Here is a 25071-nt window from a genome sequence, read left to right on the forward strand (position 1 = left end):
TTCTCGTCGAGGGCTGAGCGGGGAAGCCTATGGATGCGCTGCACGAGGCGCTTGACACGACCACGCCCGGCGGGCGCTTGGTCTTCCACGTGTTCGCGGCGCTGGCGGAGTTCATCCGCGAACTCATCGTGCAGGGCACCAACGAGGGCCATGGACGCCGCTCGAGCCCACGGCGCCCGGCTCGGCCGCCCGCCGGCGATGACGGAGGAACAGGTACGTCACGCCCGCGACTGCTTGCCCGCCCGGAGAACACCGTCACCTCAATCGCGAAGCTTCTCGGCGTCTCCAGGAACACGATCTACAACTACGTGCCCGAACTGAAGGGCGGTCGCCTCGCACTCGCTGAGGCGACGAGCACGCCGGAACTGCCCCAACCCACCAGGTCCAAGGACTGATCACCGCCGTTTGCGCCGGAGACAGCATTCTGACGCTTCGACAGATCAGCACCCACGACCAGCATCATGCCGCTGTGCCGAGGTCCAGTAGTCGGCACCGGCGTAGCCGGATGACGGGGTGAGTGGGGTCGGTCGAAGCTGCCTGGTCGGCACAAGCGAGGCAAGCGGCTTGTCACGCACTCTCATGCGGCAGCATTCATGTCGCTGGCTACGGAGGGTGCATGACAGGCCCGATGGCTCATTGGATGAGGTCGGTGTGCGGATGCTCGGGGGAGGTCGGGCAGACGTAGAGCTGCATGTTGTCGGTGCTGCCCACTTCGACCGCAGTCGGCTGCGAGGGGTCTTGGCCGGCGTAATGGGCGGCGTAGGCGGCGGCCTGGTCTTCGGACGGCGCCCAGCTGCGTCCCTCACCACCGTCCCATTCGAAGGAAGCGATGGTCAGCAGCGGGACCATCTGCACATCGCAGACAGTGCAGTATCGGCGATACGGGTCGGTGCGGCCCCACGGGGGCCAGCCGCCGACCTTCCAGCCGGGAGCGTCAGCCAGCTCGCAGTCATAGAAGTCCCGCGGATAGTCCCCATAGGTGCTGTCCACATAGGCGCTGTCCACGCCGACGCCGGCTGCCTGCCACCTGCTCCGGTCCTCCACCATCAGCCGCATCTCCGGGCTCAGATCGAGGCTGTCGGGGTACTCGGTGATCGCTTCTGGTGCCAGCACGCACGGCTCCGGCACATAGCCCGGATAGTTCGCCTCGTACGGTTCCGGCGGTGTGGCGAGGATGTCGACGACCGCGGCGGCGGACCGCCAGAACAGCGCGGTCGACGGCTTGTAATCCGGTTCATGGTCGTAGGGGCACCAGAGAATCTGGAGCAGATCGGCCTGGCCGGGCGGCCGCAACAGGGGTATGTCGCGCAGATACAGCTGAGCCACGGGCAGCATGGGGACCGGGCAGTCCGCCGGCCACGGAGGGCTGGCGTCGAGTCGCTCCGCGAGCCTCGCGGCGCTCCGTTCCTTGAGCGCCTCCTCCTCGGGCGTCAGCTCGAAGTCACCGGAATCAGGGCGCCACCGGGCCTGCATGCGTCTCTCAAGCCGCACTATGGCCGGCGACCGGCGGAACCCACTGTCACGGTGCAGGTGCGAGCTTTCGCAGTGCGGCCACGGCTCCTCGGCCGGCCACAGCAACGGCCCGCCGACCGAACTCTCCCTGACCGAAGGCGACCCTGGGCGAGGATGCAGCCGAATCGCAGGACGCGCCAAAGAAGCCAGCTCAGAAAAGACCGCGCTCACATCTACAGGCCGCGGCGGAGTCGTACGTACGAAGACCATGCCGGTGATCCTGCCACCAGCCACCGACAGTCCCCTGCCCCCTCAATCGGCGCCGTTCGCGTCGGTGCTCAGCTGGTCAAGTCCAACTCCGGGCAGACGTAAAGCTGCAGATGGTTGGCATCGGAAACCTGGACGCCCGGCGGGTGCATCTGCCCCAGAGCCGTGTTCGATACCTCGAACGGCCTCAGGGCGAGGCCTCACCGGGGTGCTCCCGCCTCCAGAATGCCCTTCAGGGTCCGCTCGTCCCTGGGCATCTCCTTGCGTACGTGCGGGCGCACCACGAGGGGGACCAGCGCCTTGCCGATGCCGTGGCCCTCGAAGTCGAGGGCGAGCGTCAGACGTGAATGCTCGCCGTTGTCGATCGGCTCGATCGTGCCCTGGACATCGCCGCGCACCGGGCCGTCGATACCGTGGATGTGCCAACTCCTCGGCGGATCAAGGTCGATGACCTGCATTGTGGTGACCATCTCCCGACGCCCCATCCGTCGCGTCACGGCGACCTTCGAGCCGGCGGTGATCGGCGCGTCACCCAGGAGGCGGACCGAGACGGCGCTCTCCTGCCAGTCGGGCAGGTGGGTCGGGTCGGTCACGTAGGAGAAGACCTCCTCGGGGCTGCGGGAAATGTCGATGGATTCCTTGATGGTGGACATTTTGCCCTCTTTATTGCCTTCTTCGTACCCGTTGTCACTTCACACAAATAATCCCATGACGGGCGGAAAGTCGCCATCGTCACGAAATGCGGCGACGCCGAGGTGCGCGAGAGTGCGGATGATCCAGCTTTCAACCTGCTGAAATGCCAGAGAGTTACTGCCTGGTTACCCCCCTGCGCGCACCCCTGTTCGGTTAGTTTCATGACGGCGTCGCCACACCGGGGGCACGGGGCCCCGCAGGGACTAGCGCGCCGTAGGGGACACACTCCTTGACCACCACCACGACTGACATGATCAAGGCTCGTCCGTACACACCTCACTGCCAGGTCATCCACGACGACGGCGCACACGCCGTGATCGGCATCTCGCCCGGCAACAGCTACTTCACGCACCGGCGGATCGCCGAACTGGCCGCCTGGGGGCTCGACCAGTTCGAGCAAGTGGATCTGATCTGGACCGACCTGCACGTCGCCGATATGTACGAAGCCCTGGGCTATCCGCTCGACGACGCGCGCCGTAAGGCGGTCAAGCAGCTGCGCGGAGTGCGCGCCAAGGCGAACGCCGCCGTCGCCAGCCTGGACCCGGACGGCAAGCGCCTGCGGGGCAGGCCCATGTCCGCGCTGCTCGACCTGCCCGCCTACCGGCAGCTTCGCACCCACCTGGACGACCTGCTGGCCACCGACCGGGAGTTCCGCACGGTGTGCGACCAGTTGGTGGACGAGTTCCTCACCAACAAGGTGCTGGGCGGCCAAGCTCCCACCGATCGGCAGCGCGACGCGTGCCGCGCCTACGTCATCGCCGAAGCTCCCTTGTTCCTGGACACTCCGGCGATCCTCGATGTCCCGTCCTCGCTCAACTGCTACCACCAGGCCCTGCCGATGGCCGACCTGCTGTACGCGAGGGGGCACGGCCTGCGGGCGTCCCGCAACCAGGGGCATGCCATCGTCACCCCCGCCGACGCCACCCAAGGGGAACTCGTATGACCACGGGCACCACACATCTGCTCGACTTCCCGTTCTCCCCACGCGGTGACCAGCTCCCGCCCGAGATCGAAACCCTGCTGCGCCGTGAGCCGATCAAGCGGGTCCGCACCATCGCCGGGGATACGGCCTGGCTGGTGTCGTCGTACGCCCTGTGCAAACAAGTGCTGGACGACGCCCGGTTCTCCCTCAAGGACACGTCCGCTGCGGGGGTGCCGCGCCAGTACGCGCTGACCATCCCGCCGGAGGTCGTCAACAACATGGGCAACATCACGGGGGCCGGGCTGCGCAAGGCCGTGATGAAAGCCCTGAACCCCAAGGCTGCTGGCCTGGGCGACTGGATGCGCGGCCATGCCGAACGGCTCGTCGACCAGCTCATGACGGAGGGAGCGCCGGCCGATCTCCGCCGAGGGTTCACCGTGCCCTATTCGACGGGGCTGCACTGCCGCATCCTGGGCATCCCGCCGGCAGACGCCGGTCTGCTGTACCGGTCGCTGCACATCGCGTTCATGAACAGCCCCCGGGAGATCCCCGGTGCCCGGATGAACTGGGACCGTGACATCGCCTACATGACGGACCGGCTGGACGACGCGGACGGCGGGCTGATGGGCGACCTGGCCGCGCTGCGCGGGACGCCGGACTACGCCGACGTCAGTGACGAGATGCTGGCCACGGTCGGGGTGACGATGTTCGGCGCCGGAGTCATCTCCGTCATGGGGTTCTTGACGATGGCGGTCGTGTCGCTGATCCAGCACCCCGAGCTGAAGGAGCACCTGGCCGCCGACCCGGGCCTGATCCCTGCCGCCGTGGACGAGCTGCTGCGCATCAACCTCTCCATTGCCGACGGGCTGCCCCGCATCGCGACAGGGGACGTCGAGCTGGGTGACATCACGGTGCGCAAGGGTGAGCTGGTGCTGGTCCTGGTCGAGGCCGCCAACCACGACCCGGACGAGTTCGCCGACCCGCACACCGTGCGCCTGGACCGGCCCAATGCGGGCGCGCATCTGTCGTTCGGCGGAGGGCAGCACTACTGCCCGGCGACCGCGCTGGGCAAAGCTCACGCCCAGACCGCGATCTCGGTTCTGCTGGACCGGATGCCCGCCCTGGACCTGGCCGTGCCGGTCGAGCAACTGGTGTGGCGCACCGGGTTCATGAAGCGCATCCCCGAGCGGCTGCCGATCACCTGGTGACCTTCACCGTGTGACAGCACACGGCAGCGCCCTCGGCCTTCCTCCGTCTGGCCGGGGGCACTGTCGTGCCGGTTCACGGTGGCATTCGCGACACCGATGGCCGACGAAACCCGTCTGAACCACTCCGCTAACATGATCGAACTCACCAGGAGTGCCCTGATCGCCCGTACTTCACCAGAAAACCATGCTATCTAGCACGAAGAGTGAGCCAATTAACCACAACTAACAAATCGGCCAAACATTGATATCTATAGCATCGCGAATATTTTCGCGGAGAAACTGCAGAAAAGTGTTCGCCGCGTGGCGTCAGCCGCGGGCGATACTGTGGACCACGGCGGCCGTTGTGGGCCTCGGATTCCTCATCGTGCTGGAGATCGCCGCGCGTCACTACGGCGTACCGGGGCCGATGGCCAACCAGGTGCGAGAGGTGATATTCGCACCCAAATCGGGGCCGTTGTTGTACGCCGGCATGGCGTTGATGATGGTGGTCCTCACCTGGCGTCAGCGGTTCATCGCGGTCGGTTTCGCGATCGGCATCGACCTCGTCTTCCTGCTGGTTCGCTGGGTGCTCGACGCCAAGATGATGTTCGGCAACGGTGCGTTGTGGGTGCTTCTGGCCTATGGGGTCATCGCCGTCACGCGCCGCACCGGCTCGGAACGGATTCTGCTGCTGAAGGGCGTGGGTCTCGGCCTGCTGCTGGTGGCCGGCCGCAAGACGGGCGACACCTGGCTCCTCATCACCTCCAAGACCCGCCCGCTGGTGCTCGACCAGTACCTGGCCAGCGCCGATCACGCGTTGGGCAATCCGTCGTGGGTGGCGGGCCGGATCGTCGAGGCCACCGGCTCGATCGGCGCCCATGTTCTCGACTACGTCTACATTCAGCTCGCGGTGGCCGCGGTCGTCGTCACGGTGTACCAGCTGCGCAACGTGGCCGCCGAGCGCCGCTTCCCGGGCCACCATCTGGTGCGTACGTTCCTGGTCATCGGCCTGCTCGGGCCGGCGATCTACATGATCTTCCCGGTGGTCGGACCGATCTTCGCCTACGGCACCGGCGCCTTCGGTACCGGCGCCGAGCACTTGGCGGTGGCCAATCTGTGGCCGGACACGCCGCCGCCGATCGGTAATCCGCAACCGATGCCGTTCGACGAGCTCACCCCTCGCAATTGCATGCCCAGCCTGCACACCGCGTGGGCCACCGCGATCTTCATTCATTCCCGCAAGGGGCCACGCATTCTGCGCTACGCAGGCACGTTCTGGCTGATCGCCACCCTCGGCGCAACGCTGGGATTCGGCTATCACTACGGCGTGGATATCGTTGCCGGCGTGGTGTTCGCGTTCACGATCGACGCGGCGCTGCGCGCGCACGACCGCGGCTGGGACCGGCACGGAATCCAGCTGGTCGCCTACGGCGTAACGGTCTTCGCTCTGTTCCTGGTGTCGTATCGCTACCTGCCGGTGGAGATGTCCGAATATCCGTGGGTGTTTGGACCGCTTCTTATTCTCGCGATGGCCTCGGTGGTCTACGGCTATATGCGGACCAGCAAGCTGTGGGAGCCGAAGGCGGCCGTACCAGCGCAGCGATCCGAAACGGAACCGCAACCCGAACTCGTGTGATTCAGGTTGCGGCAGGTGGTGGGCCGGGCGCTTACCGGGTGGGGTCGGGAAGCTGAACGTGTGCGGGCGAAGAACTGCCTGGCACAGGCTTCCCGGCCCTCCCCCGCATCCCGTTCGGCCGGGTGCTATCGGGACGCGAGGGCCTGCCGTGTGACGTTCCTGAGGAACAGCACCGGTGTCGCCGCCGTGGCCACGGCGAACACTCCGAAGGCCGGCCGCATGCCGCCCAGCTCGGCCAGCAGGCCCACCAGGGCCGCGCCCAGCGGCATGGCGCCGAAGCTGAAGAGCCGGGCCGCCGCGCCGTAGCGGCCGAGCATCGCGTCGGGGACCATGCGCTGGGTGATGGTGCGGGCGTTGACCGTCCAGAGGGTGCCGCCCATGCCGCCGAGGAAGGCTCCCACCGCCACGGCCGCGATGTTGGTGGTGAGGGCGGGCAGCGCCACCATCGCGGTGGTGCCGACCAGGTCGGCGAACATCGCCCAGCGAGCGCCGAGCAGCCGGTTCACCCAGGTCACGGCCACCGTGCCGGCCACACCACCGACCCCCAGGGCGCTGAGGACGATGCCGTACTCCTGCGGCCCCAGCTCCATGGCCTGCTGTGCGTAGAGCGGCATGAGGGCCAGCCAGGCGCCCCAGACGGCGGCGAGTACGGCGACGACCAGCGAGAGCGTGCGCAGCACCGGGTCGCCCCAGAGGAACCGCAGCCCTTCGGCGATGCGGCTGTTGACCGAGACGGGAGCGGCGTCCGCGGCGGGCCGGGCGGCCTGGAAGCGGCCCACCAGCAGGAGCAGGGCGAGGGCGGCGATCGCGTACGAGGCTCCGATCAGGCCGAGCGCGAGGCCGGTCCCCGCGGCAAGGAGCAGCCCGCCGACGAAAGGCCCGGCGAACTCCTGCCCCACGGTCTCGGCCCCCACCATCCAGGCGTTGGCGCGCTCCCGCCCCGCCGCCGGCACCGCGGCCGGGACCAGCGCGGATGCGGAGGTCGAGGCGAGCACGTCGGCGACACCGAGGATCACCCCGGCGCTGAAGAGCTGAACGAGCGTGATGCCACCGGTCACGGCGGACCCGGTCAGCCAGCCCATCGCCGCGAGCCGCATCCCGTTCGCGCCCCAGAGCAGCCGCCGCCGGTCGAAGCGGTCGACGAGCACGCCGATGTGCAGGGCGACGAGCAGCCAGGGCAGCGTGAGGGTCATCGATACGGCGGTGACCTGGGCGGGCGAGCCGGTGAGCTGGGCCGCGAGCAGGGGCAGGGCCATCTTCATCACGCCGTCGGCGAGGTTGGTCACGGCGGTGAAGCCGACCAGAACTGCGGTGTTGCGCCGGCCAGTGTCTGTTGGAGGGCGACCTTCCAGCGTCACACCACCGAGGCCGTTGCCGGTCTCCGTCCGCTCGGGCACTGCCGTGACCATGACCCTCCCCTAACCGTCTAACGCATTAACCGGTTAGGCCACTCTGGCGCACCTCCCCGCCATCACGCAACCGGTAAAACGCTTAGGCGGTAGAATGGCGGGAACCCGCAGGAGGTGACGCGCCATGCTGGAGCCGCCGGCCTCAGCCGTCCTGGTGGAGGCATTCGCCAACACCGTCGACGTGGAAGAGGCGAGCGACGAGATCGCCACCCCGGCCGGGCTGTCCCAGTGGCTCACGGGCCGCGGCCTGCTCGACGCGCATGGCGACGTCCCCGTCGACGTCCCTGTCGGCATCCCCGCCGACGTACACGCGAGCTATCTGGCCCTGCGCGCAGGCATCCGCGAGGAACTGGGCGGCCACGTCGGCGACACCCCCGACCCGGCCCTGCTCGCCGCCGCGGACCAGGTACTGGCCCAGCACCCCGTGCGGGTCACGGCACGCGGCTTCCTGACCCCCATGACGGAACTGCCCACCGAGCGCAGGCCGCTGGCCGCGCTGGCGATCGCATGGAGTGAGCTGGTCACGACCGGGGACGCCGCCCGGCTCAAGCGTTGCGCGGAGCACACTTGTGGCTGGGCGTTCTGGGACGTGTCGAAGAACCGCAGCCGCCGCTGGTGCTCGATGAAGGTGTGCGGCAACCGCAACAAGAGCCGGTCGTACGCGTCACGGCAGCGGCAGGGGGCGTAGTGATCATCTGTAGTCGCCGCCCGTTAGTCTTCCGGCGTGCATGCGTACGAGGAACTCACGTCAGCAGAGCGCCAGTTGTGGGATGCCTACCCCACGGGCGGTTCAGTGGACTTCCGTACGGGTGGTCCAGAGGATGACCCCGAGCACGGGGATGGATGGGGCGACGCGCGGACGGTCAGGGCCAGTGTCGTGGGAGCCCTGCTCCTCGGGGGGAACCCGGGCCAGCCGGGGAGTGTCCCGGCGCTGCGGCTCGCGGGCGCCCGGATCAGCGGCACCCTCGATCTCAGCGAGGCCGAGATCGGGCACGGCATGTGGTTCGACGGGTGCTGGTTCGAGCAGGGCGTCAGGCTCTACGGAGCGGCCACCCGGACGATCGAGATCAAGGGCAGCAGGCTTCCGGGACTCGACCTGACCATGGCCCGGGTAGAGGGAAGGGTCGCCTTTCGCCGCACGGTTCTCAACGGCAGGCCCTCGGCGCCTGGGCTGTCGTTGCCGGCGGACTCGTCATGGAAGGCGGCCTGTTCTGCCGTAGAACCACCGTCCACGGCGGGATACGTCTCCTGGGTGCGCAACTGCCCGGCGGCTTGCACATGGAGCAGGCACAGCTGCACCATCCAGATGGCGTCGCGCTCCTCGCCGACCATGCGGTGGCGAGCACCATGGCGCTGTCCGAGGGCTTCACGGCCGAAGGGACCGTCAGCCTCCGCGGCGCGCAGATAGCGGACCAACTCACCCTCGACGGCGCCGTTGTACGGGCCGACGGCACGGCGCTGGACTGCGCGCGCATGCAGGCAGGAGTCTTCGTCTTCACCCCGGTGGAGCCCCCGTCGGGGCTGATGGACCTGCAGGACGCGCGGGCCGCGACCATCCGTGACCGAGAAGATGTGTGGCCGGACACCGTACGCCTGCAGGGCTTCACCTACGGCTCTCTCCACGAGAACGGCGAAGTCCAGGAGCGCTCCGTGGAGCGCCGCGTGGCGTGGATTCGGCGGCATCCGGGCTACGCCGCCCAGCCGTACGAGCAATTGGCCGCCTGGTACCGGCAGATCGGCCATGACGACGACGCCCGGCGCGTCCTGCTGGTCAAACAGTGCCACCGCAGGAAGACGCTGGGCCTGCCCGCCCGGCTGTGGGGACACCTCCTGGACGCCGCCGTCGGCTACGGCTACCGCCCCTGGCTTGCGGGCGTGTGGATCGCGGCGCTCATCCTGCTCGGCACCACGGTCTTCAGCGCCCACTCACCCCGGCCGACCGAACCCGGCCAGGTGCCCCCGTTCAACGCCTTCGTCTACACCCTCGACCTCCTGATCCCCATCGGCGGTCTCGGCCAGCGCACCTCCTGGTACTGGCAGGGAGGGGCACCTTCCTGGCTGTCCTACACCCTCATCGCTGCGGGATGGATCCTGACGACGGCGGTACTCGCCGGGATCACGCGCACCCTGAACAGGAACTGACCCCGTTTCGCCTGGTGTACTGCGGCCTTGTGCATTACAAGACCGGCGGCCCCTGCTCAATGCGGCGCAGCACCGAGGTGAGCCGGTGGAGGGCTTCGGTGGTCTGGAGCTGTCGCTCGTCCCACCAGGTGGCTCCCGCCTCGGCCAACGGGGCGAGCAGGTCACGGGTCTTGGCGGTGTCGCCGCCCGGCGTGGCGCCTCCGAGGACGATCTCGAAGGGGGTGTCGGAGCGGTCCTCGCGCTGCTTGTGCACGTACGCAACCAGGTCGCGGACCTGGTCGGCGGGCGGCACGTGGCCGTGCCTGGCATCGGTGAACAGCGGGACCGCGCCGTCCCAGCGGGCGGCCCGGCGCATCGGCGGGCGGTTCGGCCAGAAGCCGGCGACCCAGACCGGGGGCCGAGGGCGTTGCACCGTGGCGGGCAGCAAGGTCACGTCCCGTACCCGGTAGTGCCGTCCGTCGTGGTTCACCGGCTCGCCCGACCAGTAGCGCTGCAGCAGGTCCAGGCCCTCGTCCAGTCGCTCGGCCAGGACCTTCGGGTCCGTGGCGTCACCGAAACTCTCGTACTCGTCCTCGACGGGCCCGCCAAGCCCCGTAGCGAAGGTGACCCGACCACCGCTCACCGCATCCAAGGTCGCCACCTGGCGGGCGAGTTGCTGCGGGCGCCGCCGGGCGACCGGCGTGACCAGCGTGCCCAGCCTGATCCGGGAGGTCGCCAACGCCGCGGCAGTCAGCAGCATCCACGGGTCCCCGAAGGGCAGGCCCGCGTGCTTGCGATGCAGCACGTGGTCCCAGACGAACAGGCCGTCCCAGCTTGCTTGTTCCGCCGCTGCGGCCACCTTCGCCACGGCCTTGGGGTCGGCGAAGTCACCAAAGTTTGGGATGTTGACCGAGAAGCGCATTCCCGCATCCTGCTGCACGGCATCGGGTGCGGCAACCGGTTAGCGAACCGCCGAACCGCCACACCACAGCGGCCCGTCCGGCGTCAGGACTCCCCCGCCCACCGGCCCGGTGAGACGCTGGGAGCGGACTCCTCGGGCGGTTGGAGCAGGCGCGTCGCCCGTGGGTGGCTGGGTCGTTGGGCAGCGCGCGGAGAGAACGGGATGTCGGCAGAGGGACAGAGAGCCGTGGGGGACGCGGGAGAGCAGTGGCAGGACGGCCGGCTGGGCGGGCTGCTGCGTGAGGTGAGACGTCAGGCGTCGTGCGGGGCCGGGGCCGACGCGGGCAGGATTCTCGACTGGCTGCATCAGCAGACCGGCGTCGATGCCGCGGTGGTCGCCGACGACGCGATGACGGTGGAGTCGTCCACGGCAGGGTTTCCGCGGGACGTGTTGGGCTCGCTCGCCGGGCTGCTCGGGCGCTTGTCCGGTGGGCAGTTGGCCGCGGCGGCGGCCCAGGCCGAAGGGCTGCACGTGCGTTGTGAAGCCCTCGGGCCGTACGAGCCGCGTCCGGTGCTTGTGGTGGTCGGGCGCTCCGCGCCGAGTCCGGAGACCGTCGCGCTCACCTCGCACGCCGGCCAGGTGCTCGCCTTGCTGCGCCGCGCTGACGGCGTGGACCGGGCTCGGCGGGACTATCACGACAAGGCACGCCAGTTGCGGTTCGCCGTACTGCACGGGCTGTTGACGGGGGGTCCCTTGCTGGCCCGGCGGATGACGACCGGTGCCGTTCCGCCGCTGCTGGACGCCGATCGGCTGCGCGTGCACCTGCTGCGCTGCCCGTCGGCCGACCGTGACCGGATCGCTCGGGTTCACCAGGATCCGTACGGCTACCACGGGCAGGCTCTGATGGTGCACTGCCCCGTGTTCAAAGAGCACTTGATCTGCCTCATCGCCGACGACGACGGCACGCCCGGGGGATCCGGCGGCGCCGGCAGCCAGGGCCGCTCTGGCAGCTCCCGCGGCTCCGGCGGGCCGGCGCGCGGCCTTGGAGAGACGCTGCGTCTGCTCGTACGCGACGATCCGCGCTATGCGCTGGGGGTCAGCGGCGCGCAGCCCCTCGGCGCGACGGCCGAGGCCTACAGCCAGGCCGCGCACGCGCTGGCCGCCGCCCGTACCACTCCCGGCCGTGTGGCCCATTACCACGGTCAGACGCCGCTGGCGGGCATCCTTCCCGCTCAGCCCGCGCGCGCCTGGGCCCGCGCCCTTCTGCGTCCGCTGGACTCGGTCCCGAAGGCCAGTGCCGACATCACCCGGCTGGCCGTGAGCGTGCCCCGGTCCGGTGTGGCCCGGCTGCTCGGCCTCAGCCGCAATACCGTCGCCGCGCATCTCCGGCGCGCCGAACTCGCCCTGGGGCAGGACCTGTCCGACGTCCGCTCCCGCGCCGCCGTCCACTTGGCCATCGCTCTGGGCAACTCATGCGCGGGCCCCGAACCCGATCAGCATCAACTGCCGCCCGCGCTGCCCGACTTGCTGAGCAACGAGCCCGCCGCCGCCTGGGCCCAGACGATCCTGCGCCCCCTGCACGCGCGGCATCGCCGCACTCTTCAGGCGTGGATCGACGCCAACACGGACGCCCAACAGGCCGCCCGCCGCATGGACATCAGCCGCAACACGGTACGGGCCCACCTGCGCACCGCAGAGGCCGTCCTCGGGCTTGATCTGCTGACCACCGGCACCGGCGCCCACGACGTCGTCCACGCCCTGGACATCACCGCGGCACGGGCCCTGTGAGCATCGTGCACAACAAGCGCCCTCAGTTGAGCACCGTGCACACTGGCCGCAGGGCGCGGTGGCTTCTAGCGTGGTCATGACCGCCCGTACACCAGACGCTGCCGGCCCCTGACCAGGACCGGCGGACCGCACTGAAGGGCCGCACCTGCCTCCCTCGGTGTTTCGGACCTGCCCGAACGGTGCCGGCCGCAAGGAACAGAGCGAGCCAGCGTATGCAGGACGACGCTGTAGCGGACTATCGGGGGATGCCGTGCTGCGCATGCACTTCACTGAAGGAGATCTGTCGCGGACCAGGGTGGCCGACGGGCCTGACCCGTTGTGGGAAATCGTCCTGAGCATGCATCAACTCCAGGAAGGAGGAAGGAGCGTGCAGGCCGCCGCCGCGGGACGGACACGTCCCGATCGGCGGAAGATGCTGAGTGCGCTGGCCCCGCTGATGCCGGCTCGCGGCTACTTTCCGGATTTCCTGACTCCCGCCGCGGCGTCGGACGGCCTGGACAGTGGGATCGACGCCGTGCTGTCCACTCCGAAGCCGCGGCTGCGCGCCGAACTCTCCCTGCTGGCACAGGACAACGCACTGCCCTCCTGGACACGTTCCCTCGCCGACGGCGACGTCGACGCCTTGCGCCGGCTGGGCCGCGCCCTGCACCAGTACCACTCGAGCGTCCTCGGCCCCAGATGGCGCGACGTCGCCACGCGCGTCGAGGCCGACCGGCGCCACCGCACCGGAGTGCAGTGCCGCGCCGGGACAGAGGCGATGCTGCGCACCTTCGGGCCCATGCTGCACTGGCAGCCCTCGGTGCTGACCGCCCACTACCCGGTCGACAGGGAGGTCCATCTGGGCGGGCGCGGACCGCTGCTCGTCCCGTCGTATTTCTGTCGCCGTACGCCGGTCGCCCCTCCTGGACGACAGGCTGCTGCCCGTTCTGGTCTACCCGGCGCGCCCGCTCCTGCCGGACACGATCACGCCGGACTCCAGGCTGGCGCCCCTCCTTGGGCACACCCGCGCGGCGGTGCTGCAGACACTCCAAGAACCCCACACCACCACGGAGTTGGCGGAACACGCCGGAGTGTCGCTGTCGTCGGCGAGTGAGCACGCGGCGGTACTCCGCAGGGCCGGTCTTGTGGCCAGCGTGCGGGAGCGCCAGCAAGTCCGGCACATACTCACGCAATTGGGCGCCGATCTGCTCAGCGCCGGAGCGCCGACTTCCCTGGTCCAGAGCAATTCGGTTGCCCGGAGCACCTTGCGGCCGCGACACTGCGCCCACCATGACTAGTGCTCCCGGGGACATGTCCATCGCGCCAGGGGGCCTGTGGTCCCGCAACTTCTCGCTCTTCTTCGCCGCCCGCGGTGTCGCCCGGCTCGGCGACATGATGGCCCCGGTGGCGCTGGCCACCGGGCTGGTGCTGAGCGGATACGGGGCCGGGGTGGTGGGGGCCGTACTGGCCAGCATGACGGCCTGCTTCGCCGGGTTCGTCATCTTCGGCGGGGTGATCGCCGACCGGGTGAACAACCGGGTGCTGATGATCGGGGCGGACCTCGTACGCGTCGTCGTGCAAGCCGTCATGGCCGGGCTCTTCTTCACCGGCCACATCGTCGTCTGGCAGATCTGTCTGCTGTCCGCCGTCAACGGAATCTGCGCCGCGCTCTTCCAGCCCGGCCTGCCCACCCTCATCCCGCGGATCGCCGCGGACGTACAGGGCGCGAACGGGGCCATCCGCACCATCGAGTCCCTGATGACCATGGCGGGTCCCGCGGTGGCCGGTGCGCTGGTGGGGCTCACCGAGCCGGGCGGGGTTTTCGTCGCGTACGCCTTCACATACCTGGCCAGTGCCATCTGTCTGGCGCTGCTGCGACTGCCGGCGCCGGCGGACCGGTCCGGGGTGGCGCAGTCTGTGACGTCGAAGTCCGCGATGGCGAAGTCCGTCGTCGAGAAGTCCGTGGTGGCAAAGTCCGTGGCGGCGAAGTCCGTGGTGGCGAAGGAGAACTCCTTTCGGTCCGATCTGGTGCAGGGGTGGCAGGAGTTCAGGTCCCGTACCTGGCTCTGGGGCGTGATCGTGATCTGGATGGTCCTCATGATCGCGTCCTGGGGGCCGATGGTCCCGCTGATCGCGACCGAGGTCGTCTCCGAGTACGGTCCCAGCACGCTCGGCCTCGTCAACTCGGCCATGGGCGCCGGCATGGTGGCCGGTGCGCTCGTCGCCATGCGGGTGCGGCCGGTGCGACCGCTGCGAGCCGGTTCCGCCGCGCTGCTGCTGTACTGGCTGCAGCCGGCGTCGGTGGCCCTCGGGCTTCCGGTGCCGCTGATCGCCGCGGGGCTCGCGGCCGCCGGTGCGGCCAACGCCTTCTGGGGCGTGATGTGGACGACCAGCATCCTGACCCAGGTACCGACCGAGGTGCGGAGCCGGGTCCATGCCTACGACGTGGCCGGTTCGGTGGCGATGATGCCCGTGGGCCAAGCCCTCGCCGGTCCCGCGTCGGAGATCTTCGGGGTGCGCGAGGTGCTGGGGTTCAACGCGGTGATGGCGATGGTGGTGGCGGTGGCGCTGCTGTCCGTACCGGCGATCCGAAATCTGCGCAGGGTAGAGGGTCGAGGCCCAACCGACTTCGCTCCGGCGGCAGTTGAGGAATCCGCCGGCAGGGAAGCCTGACGAGATTTGCCAGTGCCCGGTGGCCGAGCCCCGACGGAGCGATCCGCTAGGGCCGCACCGCCACCGCGTCCACCTCGAACAGCATCCCCGGCAGCGCGAGCGAGGCGACGCCACTCAGCGTCTGGGCCGGCAGCCGGTCGCCGAAGCGGGCGTGCAGCGCCTTGCCGAGGGCCTCCAGCTTGTCGAGGTCGTGGTCGACGATGAAGGTTCCGAGACGGACCACATGCTCATATCCGAGACCGACCCCCTCCAGTGCAGATCGCAGCCGGTCGAAGGCCAGCTCCACCTGCGCGGCGAAGTCTCCGGGTACGGGTGCGCCGGTGGAATCGGAGGCGTACTGGCCGCCGATGAAGACGAGTTCGCCGGGCGCCGAGGCGGCGTGGCTGTAGCCGAACGGTGTCGGGTCGTGGAGAGTCGCGGGGTTGGTGATGCTGCGCTGATCATTCGTCATGTCTCCTCGAACGTCCGCGCGAGCGTGCTCATTCCACACCGGCCGCTGTCCAACACGAGCAGCCGACCTTCAGCGCAGGTCCAGCCGCATCAGGACCCGGGGGTGACCGGCCAGCACCGACGTCGTGTCGGCGGCGTGGGTGAATCCGGCGCGTTCGAAGTTCTTGCGGATACCGGCGTACGCCATCGTCAGGTCGACCTTGGCATCACCGCTGTCGAGGGGGTACGCCTCCAGCACCGGTGCGCCGTGCGCGCGGGCGAACTCGACCGCGCCGGTGATCAGGGCGTGCGAGATGCCCTGCTTCCGGTGACCGGGGCGTACGCGGATGCACCACAGCGACCAGACCGGCAGGTCGTCGACGTGCGGGATCTTACGGCTGTGCGCGAAGGAGGTCTCCGAGCGCGGTGCCACGGCGGCCCAGCCGACCGGCTCGTCACCGTCGTAGGCGAGCACGCCGGGAGGCGGGTCCGCACGGCAAAGCCCGGCGACGTAATCACCGCGGTCCGGACCGCGGAGCTCGTTGTTGAGCTTGGAGGGGATCCGATAGCTCAGGCACCAGCAGACGTTGGCCTGCGGCGACTTCGGGCCGATCACACTGCGGACGTCCTCGAAGACCGAAGCCGGGCGCACATCGATGGTCATGGCGTCACGATGTCATGGCAGCCATCGCGACGCCGGTCAACCCGTAGTGCTCTCCTCTATTGCCCTTACTGCCCTACCGCTTGCGCAACAGCGCGCAGACGAAGTTCTCCTCCACGGTCCGCAGCCGCTCAAGGAGTTCCGGCTTGTTCATCTTGTTGATCTGGGTGGTGAGGGAGACGGTCAGCGACCGCTTGCCGTCCCGGGTGGCCGCGATCAGCTGTGTGTAGCCGGGGAAGTTGCCCGTGTGGCCGTACACCACGCCGCAGCGGGTGGTGTACCGGAAGATGGCCAGACCGGCTTTGTTCTTGCCGGGGCCCGCGGGTTCGGATGCGCCGTTCACCCAGTTCAGCTGCTGGTGGCGGGTCCGGTCGGAGATCAGCTTTCCGCCGGCGTAGCCGCGGATGAAGGCCGTCATGTCCTTCGGCGTCGAGATGATCCCGCCCGATGCCCACACGCCCGACGCACTCAGTACTTCGCTGACGTCCTCGGGCGGGTTCGGCGGGGTGACGTCGTAGCCGTGCATGTACGGCTCGGGCATCCGGTAGCCCTGCGGCAGGCTCGTGCGGCGCAGGTGCAACGGGCGGTACACGAGCTGGGCGAGCAGATCTTCGTAGCGGCGGCCCGTCACCGCCTCCGCCATCAGCGCCACGGCAATGTTGTCGGAGTTGGAGTAGGCGTACCGGGCCCCCGGACGGAACGCCAACGGCTCGTCGGCCACGAAGTCGAGGAGTCGGCGGGAGTCGAAGCGGCGGCGCGGGTCCTCGGTCACCAGGGCCAGGAACTCCGGGTCATCGGAGAAGTCCGGCAGTCCGCTGGTGTGGTTCAGGAGCTGCCGCAGCGTCACCCGATGCCATGCACGCGGCAGCCGGGGAAGCACCTTGCCGATGGTGTCCTTCAGACGCAGCTTCCCGCGGTCGACGAGTCGGAGGGAGACCGCGCCGCTGTACGCCTTGGCCGTACTGGCGATGCGCATGTGGTCGGTGACCTTGATCGGCCGGTCGCTGCCGGTCTCGGCAACGCCCGCCCGGTAGACCTCGGTGCGGGACCCGCGCTTGAGGACGGCCATCGCTCCGGGCGGCCCGCCGGGCGCGGTGGTCAGTTCCTGCAACTGCCGTCGCAGCGCGCGGTGGTCGTCGGCGGGGACATCCTCGGCCTGGGCCGGGGCATGCACGAGACCGGCCATGCAGGCGGCGGCCAGCAGAGCGACGAGGGAGAGGCGGACCTTCGGGGTGCTGGGACCTGGCACGGGAGGACTCCTGAAGCGTGAGCGCGGTGGGACGTCCAGCTTCACCCGCCGGTCAGAAACCCGCGCGCGGCTCTGCTCCAACCAGCCGAGAACGGTACGCGGGCGACGGGCACCCGGCGTTTCCAGCGGGTCAGGCGCCACGTTGTTCCGTCACCGTGTCACCCGGCCCGTGCCCGCCCTGGCCTGGACTCCGTCACTCGCGGCCGGCAGGGGGCAACGTGGTGGACGTACACGATGACGCGAGCGGCCGTCGCCGCGAGACCCTTCAGCGCCTGGGCGCCGCCCTGACCGTGCTCAAGCGCGAGCGGAGCGCCTTCTTACGACCTACGATCAGCTGCTGCTCGCCTACCAGGACGGGGAAGAGATCGCGGTCCCCGAGCACACCGACCTACGCCTGCAGCCGTGGCGCGACTTGTGGGTCGTACTGGAAAACCAGAGCTCCGCCGCTCGCCGGCGTCCGCCACACCCCGTGGCGGACAGCGCAACGCCTCGCGCCGGGCAGAGTGGTACCGAAGCCGACGATCGCACAGACCGCCGGGAGGCGCTCAAGCGCTCGCCCGCGGAACCGCCACCGCCGTCTGCGGCGGAGGACGAAGAAGCCGAGGTGGCTCTGCACCGATTCCTCGACAACCAGCGGGAGGCGTACGAGAACTTCCCGAAGCCCCCGCTTCGTCCTGGCGTACGCCCTCCGCGATCTGGCGTTCGCCGGGGCGGCCCAGGCGCTCACGCAGCCGGCACTCCCCCGAGCCCGCGTCCGCTCCGGCACACCTCGTCGGGCGGTTCCCAGGCCCCGCCGGACGACGGAGAGCCGCGCACCGACGACGGCTGAGGCGCACGGTGCTCGCACCACCCGCTTGTGGTGGAGGCATGGGCCGCGGCCCGGCCATGTGCGCTTGGCCTGTCGTGCTCAGCAGCCGTACTCGTGAGGATTGAGGCGGCGATGAGGCCGATGAGGACGGCGACCGCGCATACGACGGTGCACATGAGCGCCCGAACGCGTCGCTCGCTGCCGGCGCGAACCGACTTGGCCGCGGGGACCGTTGCGATGGATTTCTGCCTCACGAGCGTTCTGAATCGCTCGCGCAGCGCTTCGCCGTCGTCGTCGACCTCGGGGAATTGGCCCCTGATGGCGGCGCGGGCGTGGCGCAGTCGGTTCCTGACGGCCGAGGTACTGGCTGCTGTTTCGGCCGCTGCCTGAGAAATGCTCATTCCAAGGCCGTCGCACATCAGGAGAGTGAGGCGGTGCCGCTCGGGCAAGAGCAGCAGTGCTCCCACGAGGGGGGGGCGAACCCCGTGGGTTTGCGGCGTTCATAGAGGTCGCGGAATGGGCGGCTCGGCGTGGTGTGGCGGTACGCAGGTGTGCCCGGGCATGCGGTTCGACGAGCGTGGGGCGCGAGGGGTGAGCCGATGGCGTATCGGCACAAAGGGAGTCTGACGTCCAGTGGCTCATCGACTTGTTCACCCGTTCACAGCGATCGAAGTTCCCCTCCCGGAGTCTCAACCTCTCCTCTGCGAAAGGTTCCTGGCGTGACCGGCGGCGTAGCCCGGTGCGTTGGCCACGGGTACGCGTCCGGTCACAGCGCCCCGCCGGTCCGTGTTGGACGACCGGCGGGCCCTGGGGTTCTCTGGTCTCTTCCGGGGCGAGGTCGTCGGGGTGTACTTGCGCTGCTCTTTCCATTGGGCCAGCAGTTCGTCGTAGATCGGCGTCTGCGAGGAGGCCGCCGCCTCCCCGGCGGGGATATGGGACGGGCCGGCGTCGGTTGTTGCAGAAACGGTTCTGCTGACATCAGTCATGCGAGGACCAACGGGCCGGTGACGGTCCAGGTGCTGCCGCTTAACGCAATTGACCACAAGTGCTCGCGCCTAAGCGATGCCCTTCGAAGCGAGCCCGGTCGCGGCCGGGCGATGGTCATGCGACACGCCGAGATAGGCTCACCGCATGATCATCCCATTTGTCGTTGGCGTCACTGTCCTGCTCACGGTCGCCGCCGTGGGCGTGTGGGTGTGCCTGGAGTTCTGCGCGGCGTGCCGCGAGCGCAGGCGCACGGCCGTCGGGCCCGCCGCGGACGGTCGGTAGTCCGCGCCGGCTCCCCAGCGTCCCGCTGTCCCGCCGCCCCCGCCCAGGACCGCGACACCCGTGAGCGGCTGTTGTCCTCCTCCCGCGACGAGCGCTCCCTCCTGGCGGCCGAGCCGATGCGCTACCTGCATGCATCATGAACGCGGCGGACTACGACGTGCCGCAGACCAGGCGGCGCGATCCTGCTCGCCTCCCGCACGCGCACCGCCGAGCCCCCGCCGCCCACATACGCCAATGGTTCGCTGGAGCGGAACCTGATCCGGACCCAACACAAATCACCGGACCAAACTTTCAGTTACTGCTGATGCCACCTGTAGTACTGGTGGGAAGGATCGCAGGCCGTCGCTTGCAGAAGGGTGCCGTTTCCTACGCTGGGTGTAGACAGACAGAGCCCGCTCGAAACGTTCTGCCAGACCTGGTACCAGCCCGAAGGCGGTCCGTTGGGGTTGTCCGCGTAGAAGACGCGCCACTGCTGGGTGGTTGCCGCCGCGTTGCAGAAGGCCATCGTCACTGTTCCCGACCCTGAAGCCGGTGCCGTGATGCACCGCCCCGTGCGTTGATTGGTGAAGGTGAACAGGCCGGTCTGGGTATTGAACCCTGCGAGCCACTTCTTCTCGGAACTGCTGCCGCAGGACCACATATGCAGCTTGGCGGCGTTCTCGGTGGCGTTGTCGAGACAGTGGCTCGAGTTCCAGACGTTGATTGGGGTGAAGCCTGCGGCCTGCGCCGGCGTGCCGACCATGGAAAGGGCCAGCACCGCTAACACCGCGGTGACGAGCGCGAACAATTTACGTCGTGTGGACATGAGCTTCTCCGGTTCCTCACTAAAGACTGGTGGAGAGCCCGAACGGTATCCAGTAGCTACAGAGGAAGGGTCCGAGCGTCGCGCGTCCTGAGGCTGCCTGCTGGAGACGCCGACTATGTTCGGCGGCCAGGCGTCCCGATTCTCACAGCAAGGCCCGTTTTCAGCAACGCGCTTGAGGAGCATTGTCCGATTCCCACCGGGGCCGATCTCCCAGAGATCGTCGCCCGTGTAGATGGAGGTCATTGTGGATTTGGAGTCGGCTGTGAGGGCCAGGCTTTTGCGACAGCAATAGACACTTTCCCTGCGTCCCCTCTGCCATTTGATAGGTTCTCGATGGGCGAAGGCGGAAACATTGACTTGTAGTTCACTCGACGCCCCCTAGGACAGGGGGCGTCGGCTTCTGTTGTCCGCGTCAGTCAGCCCAGGTGTCCGAGGTCAGGTCCCCCAAGTGATGAGCTTGAGAGTGGAGCTTGCTGTTCGGACTGCGGTGAGAAGGTTCTGCCCCTGCGGTTGGACCAGGGCCGGGAGGGACGCTGCCCCCGCGAGGTCGTCGCTGTCTCCCCACCTGGTCACCGTTCCGGAACCGGTCACCTGCCAGAGGATGACCTTGAGGTTTCCCGTCTCGGTGATGACGGAGGTTGCCAGCCGTCCGCCGGGCGCCGCACCGATGTCGTGGCCGTTGGTGATCCCGGCAAGTTCGCCGCTGTCTCCGAGCCGCTGGATCGCGCCGCTGGGCTGGACCCGCCAGGCGATCAGCTTCAGTGTGTCGGACGCGCTCTTCACCGCGGTCACCGCGACTCCGGACGGGTCCATGAAAACCTTGACCAGCCTGCTGTTCCCGGCCTGGTTTCCACTGTCTCCCAGTCGTTGCACGGACTGGTCGGTCACCCGCCAGAGGATCAGCTTGAGGTTGTCGGATCCGTCTCGCACGGCGGTGAGGACCAGTCGTGTGTCGACGACGGCCATGTCCACGTCGCGGACCTCGCCGGCCTGGTTTCCGCTGTCCGCGAGCCGGGTGAAGGAGCCGTCGGGCTTCAGGCTCCACGCGATGACCGAGAGATTGCCGCTGCCGTTGCGACAGGCCGTCGTCCAGATCAGTGAACTCGCCGGGACTATCCGGATCAGACTGGCCGCACCGGCTTGGTTTCCGCTGTCCCCCCGCCGCTGGATCGAGGTGCCGTCATCGTTGACGGACCAGCTGATCAGCTTGAGGTTCCCCGAGCCGCTCCGGCAGGCCGTCACGAATCGGTCACCGGTGGTGGAGCGGGCGAGGTCGATCGACGTGGCCGCACCGACCTGCTCGGCGCTGTCCGCCGTGCGGCTCACGGAACCGTCTGCGTTGAGGCGCCATCCGATGAGCTTCAACGTGCCGGCCTGGGTGCGCACGGCGGTCAGGGCGCGGGTGTCGTTGTGGCGCGCGGCACTGATCTCACCGACGAAGCCTGCTTGTTCGGCACTGTCGCCGCGGCGCTCCAGTGCGGGGTAGAGGCGCCTGATCCCGTCGATGTCGTCCTGTGTCAGGCTGCGACGGACTCCGCCGTAGCTGCGGAACATGACAGCACCTGTGACGGCCGAATGGTCGAGGCCGAGCAAGTGGCCGATTTCGTGGAGCGCGACAGTCTCCGCATCGAATGTCTGGGCAGCGCCGGTGAGACTCCATGTCTCCGCGTCGTCATAGTGCAGTGAGCCGGCATTTCCTCCGCCGCACGGTGGCGGATAGAAGGCGTGCGCCAGTGTGTTGCCGACACCGTCGAAGGCTGAGCCGTCCCCGTGTTCTCCGGTGCGCCAGCCGATCGCAAAGTCCGCGTTCGCCGTGTTGACCTGCTGGAAGCTCACACCACGCAGCACTGCGGCCCATGTTGCGAATGCGCGCTGGACAGCGGTGCGTTCATCGGTACCGGTGATGTCGTCGGTGCCGTTGGTGAACCTGTAGGTGAAGGCCAGCTTGGTGTAACTGCATCCGCGCAGAACGAATTCCGCGCTTGTGCCACGACGGACAGCATCTACGGTGGACAGATCCGGAACTCCGCATCGCGGCTGCTCAAGCGCGTCGACAGTGCTTGGATCCAGCTGACCTGTTTCGCTGATGCCTCCGATGTTCTGGAACATCCGAAGCGCGTCACTCGTGGCGTCGTCCAATTTTCCGGGTGCCACTGTGGTTGTCAAATACCCATACTTCGTCAGGTATTTCTGCAGCTTCCCGACTTCCTGGTGCTCATCACCGCGGTGCAGTTCCTTTACTTCTAGCGTGAATCGCTGAGCCGTCATGAGTCATCCTTTCCGTTGCGAGAACACTCCTCTCATTCTTGACGGAGGTATAGGCCCGGGAAAGCGTAGAAATACCGGCCTGCTGCGCGCACCTGCCCTATCGAAATGGCGGCGTACGGCTGTGGTTTCACAGGTGCGAGGTCGGATCACAGGATGTGCAGGTCGCGTGCCGTCTGGACCGCTGCCTTGCGGTCGCTCACGCCAAGTTTGCGGTATATGGCGTGGCAGTGGGTTTTTACGGTGTTGAGCGATACGTACAGCTCCGCCGCAATGTCGCGCTGCGACAGGTTCGCGGGCAGATATCTCAGGACCGCGGTCTCCCGGTCGGTCAGTTGCTCGGTGGGGCCGGGAGTTCGTGCGCCGCCGGCCTCGTCTCCTGGAAGTGCTGCTCCTGCGTGGGCGAGGCTGTGGCGCGATTCGGTTCGCTGCAGGTAGCGGCCGGCGACGCCGGGGTCGGGGCAGGTGGCGAGGATGGACCGGGCTTCTGCGAGGAGAGATCTGCCGACAGGGTCGCCGAGGTCGGTGAGTATGTCCCCGCAGAGCGTGAGGACGTAGCCGAGGGCCAGATCCGTGGAAGCGCGCCGGACCAAGTCGAGGGCGTGCAGTGCGTCCGAGGAGGCGGCCTCGGGGTCACCCGTGGTGCGTGCTCGGATCGCGTAGGCGGGTGCGACCCCGTGGTAGGCGGCCAAGCCGAACTGCTGTGCCGTATCCACTGCTGTGACTGCGGCTGTTCGCGCGCTCGCCGTGGAGGCGTCGTCGAAGGCGACGACGGCCTGATACACCAGGGCCTCGTCGTTGCCGGTCTCCCGGGGCAGCCTGCTCCGTGGTGATCTTCGGGTCGTAGATTGGGCTCATGACGGAGGGGACGCCGAGCGAGGCGACAGCACAGTCACGGAGACAACAGAAGCGGGGGCGGCACGCTGCCCCGAAATCGGGGGCGGTCAGGGGCGGGCTGCTGCGCTCGTCCCTGCTGATGGCGGCGGGGACGGTGGTGTCCCGGGCGACGGGTCTGATCAGACAGGTCTTGCAGGCGGCCGCACTGGGTACCGGGCTGCTGGCCACCACCTACAACCAGGCCAACACGGTGCCGACCAGCCTGTACTTCCTGTTCATCGGCGGGGCGCTGAACTCCGTGCTGGTGCCGCAGCTGGTACGGGCCCGAATCGAGCAGCCGGATGGCGGCAGGGCCTTCGAGCAGCGCTTGGTCACCCTCGTCTTGTGCGTGCTTGGCGTCGGCACGGCGCTGGCAGTGTGGGCGGCGCCGCAGATCATCAGCCTCTATCAGAGCGATACACGCGACAATCACGCGGCGTTCGAGCTGACGGTGACGTTCGCCCGGTTCCTGCTGCCGCAGATCTTCTTCTACGGCCTGTTCAGCATCCTGGGCCAAGTCCTCAACGCCCGGAACCGGTTCGGGGCGATGATGTGGACCCCGGTCCTCAACAACATCGTTCTGGTCACGGTGTTCGGCGTCTACGTCGGGCTCATGACGGTCCCGGACCGCGTGCAGGACATCACCCAGACCCAGGTGACGCTCCTGGGCGTCGGCACCACACTCGCCCTGGCCATCCAGGCACTCGCCCTGATCCCCTTCGTCCGCGCCGCGGGCTTCCGCTTCCGCCCCCGCTTCGACTGGCGCGGCACCGGCCTGCGAAAAAGCATCAGTGCGGCCCGCTGGACGCTGCTGTTCGTACTGGCCAACCTGGTCGCCAGCACCGTGGTGACCCGCTACGCCTCGGCCGCCGACCAAGCCCTGCCCAAGGGCGGCGTGGGCTTCACCGCCTACTCCAACGCGCAGACGATCTGGATGCTGCCCCAGGCGATCATCACGGTCTCGCTGGTCACCGCCCTGCTGCCCCGGATGAGCCGGGCCGCCGCCGAGCAGCGTCTGGACGATGTGCGAGGCGACCTGTCCCGCGCACTGCGGATCAGCGGCGTCGTCATCGTCCCCGCCGCCTTCTTCTTCATCGCCTTCGGCCCGCAGATAGCACAACTGCTGTTCGCTCACGGCGCCGCCAACGGCGCATCCGCCCAGCCACTGGGCCATATCATCCAGGCGTTCGGGCTCGGCCTGATCCCCTTCTCCGCGCAGTATCTGCTGCTGCGCGGCTTCTACGCCTTCGAGGACACCCGCACGCCGTTCTGGATGGCGGTATGGATCAGCGCCGTCAACATCGCCCTGGCCACCGGCTGCCACCTGCTGCTGCCCGCACGCTGGGCGGTCACCGGGATGGCCGCCGCGTACGCCGCCTCCTACGCCATCGGCCTGCTGATCACGGCCCTGCGGCTGCGACGACGCCTCGAAGGTCGACTGGACGGCAAGCGGCTGTGCCGTACCTACGGCAAACTGACGGCCTCCGCACTCACCGCCGGCGCCCTCGGCTGGCTCGTCGCCCGCACCTGCTCCACGAACCTGGCGTCGACCACCTGGACTCCCGCCCTGGCCCTGGCCGCAGGCGGCGCCACGATGGCACTCCTGTTCCTGCTCCTTGCTCGCGTCCTCAAGATCAGTGAGCTGCGGAGCCTGCCAGGGTTGAGGTGACGTCGGCGGCGC

Annotated in this window: 22 protein-coding genes and 2 pseudogenes; 13 read left to right on the forward strand and 11 right to left on the reverse strand. The window is 68.5% G+C overall.

Annotated features, from left to right (window positions below; translation table 11 throughout):
- Positions 1 to 35 precede the first annotated feature (35 nt).
- Positions 36 to 395 (forward strand): annotated as a pseudogene (locus tag OG453_RS38775) (recombinase family protein); the annotation flags it as partial.
- A 238-nt stretch (positions 396 to 633) separates the two neighbouring features.
- Here the strand turns inward: OG453_RS38775 and OG453_RS38780 are convergent.
- Together OG453_RS38780 and OG453_RS38785 are read right to left on the reverse strand one after the other, a co-directional pair.
- Complete coding sequence (locus OG453_RS38780; RefSeq protein WP_266873421.1) at positions 634 to 1722, reverse strand: hypothetical protein; 1089 nt, start codon at positions 1720 to 1722, stop codon at positions 634 to 636.
- Between the two features lie 197 nt (positions 1723 to 1919).
- On the reverse strand, positions 1920 to 2372 hold the full coding sequence (locus OG453_RS38785; RefSeq protein WP_266873422.1) for an SRPBCC family protein: 453 nt from the start codon (positions 2370 to 2372) through the stop codon (positions 1920 to 1922).
- A gap of 290 nt (positions 2373 to 2662) precedes the next feature.
- Here OG453_RS38785 and OG453_RS38790 point away from each other — a divergent pair, with 290 nt between their 5' ends.
- The 3 genes from OG453_RS38790 to OG453_RS38800 all read left to right on the forward strand — a co-directional run bounded on the left by OG453_RS38790 (position 2663) and on the right by OG453_RS38800 (position 6157).
- Positions 2663 to 3355, forward strand: a complete 693-nt coding sequence (locus OG453_RS38790) for a tRNA-dependent cyclodipeptide synthase (RefSeq protein ID WP_266873423.1) — start codon at positions 2663 to 2665, stop codon at positions 3353 to 3355.
- Positions 3352 to 4542 (forward strand): cytochrome P450, encoded by a 1191-nt coding sequence (locus OG453_RS38795; RefSeq protein WP_266873424.1) that lies wholly within the window; start codon positions 3352 to 3354, stop codon positions 4540 to 4542. Before OG453_RS38790 ends, OG453_RS38795 begins: the two co-directional genes overlap by 4 nt.
- A 289-nt stretch (positions 4543 to 4831) precedes the next feature.
- The gene (locus OG453_RS38800; protein WP_266873425.1) at positions 4832 to 6157 is read left to right on the forward strand and encodes a phosphatase PAP2 family protein; all 1326 of its coding nucleotides are present in this window, start codon (positions 4832 to 4834) and stop codon (positions 6155 to 6157) included.
- Positions 6158 to 6282: 125 nt separating this feature from the next.
- Here OG453_RS38800 and OG453_RS38805 read toward each other — a convergent pair whose 3' ends face one another.
- A complete protein-coding gene (locus OG453_RS38805; RefSeq protein WP_266873426.1) occupies positions 6283 to 7566 on the reverse strand; it encodes an MFS transporter in 1284 nt (427 codons plus the stop codon).
- A 124-nt stretch (positions 7567 to 7690) separates the two neighbouring features.
- Between OG453_RS38805 and OG453_RS38810 the strand changes: the two genes are divergently transcribed.
- Together OG453_RS38810 and OG453_RS38815 are read left to right on the forward strand one after the other, a co-directional pair.
- Complete coding sequence (locus OG453_RS38810) at positions 7691 to 8254, forward strand: CGNR zinc finger domain-containing protein (RefSeq protein WP_266873427.1); 564 nt, start codon at positions 7691 to 7693, stop codon at positions 8252 to 8254.
- A gap of 590 nt (positions 8255 to 8844) precedes the next feature.
- On the forward strand, positions 8845 to 9708 hold the full coding sequence (locus OG453_RS38815; RefSeq protein ID WP_266873428.1) for a hypothetical protein: 864 nt from the start codon (positions 8845 to 8847) through the stop codon (positions 9706 to 9708).
- 34 nt (positions 9709 to 9742) lie between these two features.
- Here the strand turns inward: OG453_RS38815 and OG453_RS38820 are convergent, their stop codons facing one another.
- Positions 9743 to 10609 carry an LLM class flavin-dependent oxidoreductase gene (locus tag OG453_RS38820; protein ID WP_266873429.1) on the reverse strand — a complete coding sequence of 289 codons (867 nt, stop codon included), beginning with the start codon at positions 10607 to 10609 and terminating at the stop codon, positions 9743 to 9745.
- A gap of 225 nt (positions 10610 to 10834) precedes the next feature.
- Between OG453_RS38820 and OG453_RS38825 the strand changes: the two genes are divergently transcribed.
- The 4 genes from OG453_RS38825 to OG453_RS38840 all read left to right on the forward strand — a co-directional run bounded on the left by OG453_RS38825 (position 10835) and on the right by OG453_RS38840 (position 15028).
- On the forward strand, positions 10835 to 12376 hold the full coding sequence (locus OG453_RS38825; protein WP_266873430.1) for a helix-turn-helix domain-containing protein: 1542 nt from the start codon (positions 10835 to 10837) through the stop codon (positions 12374 to 12376).
- 367 nt (positions 12377 to 12743) lie between these two features.
- Positions 12744 to 13469 carry a hypothetical protein gene (locus tag OG453_RS38830; RefSeq protein WP_266873910.1) on the forward strand — a complete coding sequence of 242 codons (726 nt, stop codon included), beginning with the start codon at positions 12744 to 12746 and terminating at the stop codon, positions 13467 to 13469.
- The gene (locus OG453_RS38835) at positions 13390 to 13653 is read left to right on the forward strand and encodes a helix-turn-helix transcriptional regulator (protein ID WP_266873431.1); all 264 of its coding nucleotides are present in this window, start codon (positions 13390 to 13392) and stop codon (positions 13651 to 13653) included. The genes OG453_RS38830 and OG453_RS38835 overlap by 80 nt, the downstream gene beginning before the upstream one ends.
- Positions 13646 to 15028, forward strand: a complete 1383-nt coding sequence (locus OG453_RS38840) for an MFS transporter (RefSeq protein WP_266873432.1) — start codon at positions 13646 to 13648, stop codon at positions 15026 to 15028. The genes OG453_RS38835 and OG453_RS38840 overlap by 8 nt, the downstream gene beginning before the upstream one ends.
- A gap of 46 nt (positions 15029 to 15074) precedes the next feature.
- On the opposite strand, the gene OG453_RS38845 is transcribed toward OG453_RS38840, so the two are convergent.
- The 4 genes from OG453_RS38845 to OG453_RS45450 form a co-directional block, all read right to left on the reverse strand.
- Positions 15075 to 15479: a RidA family protein gene (locus OG453_RS38845; RefSeq protein ID WP_266873433.1), complete on the reverse strand. Its 405-nt coding sequence runs from the start codon at positions 15477 to 15479 to the stop codon at positions 15075 to 15077.
- Positions 15480 to 15548: 69 nt separating this feature from the next.
- Positions 15549 to 16121, reverse strand: a complete 573-nt coding sequence (locus OG453_RS38850; RefSeq protein WP_266873434.1) for a GNAT family N-acetyltransferase — start codon at positions 16119 to 16121, stop codon at positions 15549 to 15551.
- 73 nt (positions 16122 to 16194) lie between these two features.
- Positions 16195 to 17304 (reverse strand): serine hydrolase, encoded by a 1110-nt coding sequence (locus tag OG453_RS38855; RefSeq protein ID WP_266873866.1) that lies wholly within the window; start codon positions 17302 to 17304, stop codon positions 16195 to 16197.
- Between the two features lie 786 nt (positions 17305 to 18090).
- Positions 18091 to 18642, reverse strand: a complete 552-nt coding sequence (locus OG453_RS45450) for a sigma factor-like helix-turn-helix DNA-binding protein (RefSeq protein ID WP_353962313.1) — start codon at positions 18640 to 18642, stop codon at positions 18091 to 18093.
- A 664-nt stretch (positions 18643 to 19306) separates the two neighbouring features.
- Between OG453_RS45450 and OG453_RS38860 the strand changes: the two genes are divergently transcribed.
- Positions 19307 to 19444 (forward strand): hypothetical protein, encoded by a 138-nt coding sequence (locus tag OG453_RS38860; RefSeq protein WP_266873435.1) that lies wholly within the window; start codon positions 19307 to 19309, stop codon positions 19442 to 19444.
- 50 nt (positions 19445 to 19494) lie between these two features.
- Positions 19495 to 19677: pseudogene (locus OG453_RS38865) on the forward strand (DNA cytosine methyltransferase); the annotation flags it as partial.
- A 62-nt stretch (positions 19678 to 19739) separates the two neighbouring features.
- Here OG453_RS38865 and OG453_RS38870 read toward each other — a convergent pair.
- The 3 genes from OG453_RS38870 to OG453_RS38880 form a co-directional block, all read right to left on the reverse strand.
- Positions 19740 to 20249 (reverse strand): RICIN domain-containing protein, encoded by a 510-nt coding sequence (locus OG453_RS38870; protein ID WP_266873436.1) that lies wholly within the window; start codon positions 20247 to 20249, stop codon positions 19740 to 19742.
- Positions 20250 to 20684: 435 nt separating this feature from the next.
- Positions 20685 to 22517 carry a matrixin family metalloprotease gene (locus tag OG453_RS38875; RefSeq protein WP_266873437.1) on the reverse strand — a complete coding sequence of 611 codons (1833 nt, stop codon included), beginning with the start codon at positions 22515 to 22517 and terminating at the stop codon, positions 20685 to 20687.
- Between the two features lie 146 nt (positions 22518 to 22663).
- Entirely contained in the window at positions 22664 to 23299 is a 636-nt protein-coding gene (locus OG453_RS38880; protein ID WP_323178731.1) for a LuxR C-terminal-related transcriptional regulator, read from the reverse strand.
- Positions 23300 to 23370: 71 nt separating this feature from the next.
- Between OG453_RS38880 and murJ the strand changes: the two genes are divergently transcribed.
- Positions 23371 to 25059: a murein biosynthesis integral membrane protein MurJ gene (gene murJ / locus OG453_RS38885; protein WP_266873438.1), complete on the forward strand. Its 1689-nt coding sequence runs from the start codon at positions 23371 to 23373 to the stop codon at positions 25057 to 25059.
- The last annotated feature ends 12 nt before the right edge of the window (positions 25060 to 25071 follow it).

It is taken from the genome of Streptomyces sp. NBC_01381, from assembly GCF_026340305.1.
Lineage (GTDB): Bacteria > Actinomycetota > Actinomycetes > Streptomycetales > Streptomycetaceae > Streptomyces.

Excerpts from the sequence above, each read along its gene's own strand:
- OG453_RS38780 (WP_266873421.1), bottom strand. The coding sequence starts at position 1,722 with ATGGTCTTCGTACGTACGACTCCGCCGCGGCCTGTAGATGTGAGCGCG.
- OG453_RS38785 (WP_266873422.1), bottom strand. The coding sequence starts at position 2,372 with ATGTCCACCATCAAGGAATCCATCGACATTTCCCGCAGCCCCGAGGAG.
- OG453_RS38790 (WP_266873423.1), top strand. The coding sequence starts at position 2,663 with ATGATCAAGGCTCGTCCGTACACACCTCACTGCCAGGTCATCCACGAC.
- OG453_RS38795 (WP_266873424.1), top strand. The coding sequence starts at position 3,352 with ATGACCACGGGCACCACACATCTGCTCGACTTCCCGTTCTCCCCACGC.
- OG453_RS38805 (WP_266873426.1), bottom strand. The coding sequence starts at position 7,566 with ATGGTCACGGCAGTGCCCGAGCGGACGGAGACCGGCAACGGCCTCGGT.
- OG453_RS38810 (WP_266873427.1), top strand. The coding sequence starts at position 7,691 with ATGCTGGAGCCGCCGGCCTCAGCCGTCCTGGTGGAGGCATTCGCCAAC.
- OG453_RS38815 (WP_266873428.1), top strand. The coding sequence starts at position 8,845 with ATGGAGCAGGCACAGCTGCACCATCCAGATGGCGTCGCGCTCCTCGCC.
- OG453_RS38820 (WP_266873429.1), bottom strand. The coding sequence starts at position 10,609 with ATGCGCTTCTCGGTCAACATCCCAAACTTTGGTGACTTCGCCGACCCC.
- OG453_RS38840 (WP_266873432.1), top strand. The coding sequence starts at position 13,646 with ATGACTAGTGCTCCCGGGGACATGTCCATCGCGCCAGGGGGCCTGTGG.
- OG453_RS38845 (WP_266873433.1), bottom strand. The coding sequence starts at position 15,479 with ATGACGAATGATCAGCGCAGCATCACCAACCCCGCGACTCTCCACGAC.
- OG453_RS38850 (WP_266873434.1), bottom strand. The coding sequence starts at position 16,121 with ATGACCATCGATGTGCGCCCGGCTTCGGTCTTCGAGGACGTCCGCAGT.
- OG453_RS38855 (WP_266873866.1), bottom strand. The coding sequence starts at position 17,304 with ATGGCCGGTCTCGTGCATGCCCCGGCCCAGGCCGAGGATGTCCCCGCC.
- OG453_RS38860 (WP_266873435.1), top strand. The coding sequence starts at position 19,307 with ATGATCATCCCATTTGTCGTTGGCGTCACTGTCCTGCTCACGGTCGCC.
- OG453_RS38870 (WP_266873436.1), bottom strand. The coding sequence starts at position 20,249 with ATGTCCACACGACGTAAATTGTTCGCGCTCGTCACCGCGGTGTTAGCG.
- OG453_RS38875 (WP_266873437.1), bottom strand. The coding sequence starts at position 22,517 with ATGACGGCTCAGCGATTCACGCTAGAAGTAAAGGAACTGCACCGCGGT.
- murJ (WP_266873438.1), top strand. The coding sequence starts at position 23,371 with ATGACGGAGGGGACGCCGAGCGAGGCGACAGCACAGTCACGGAGACAA.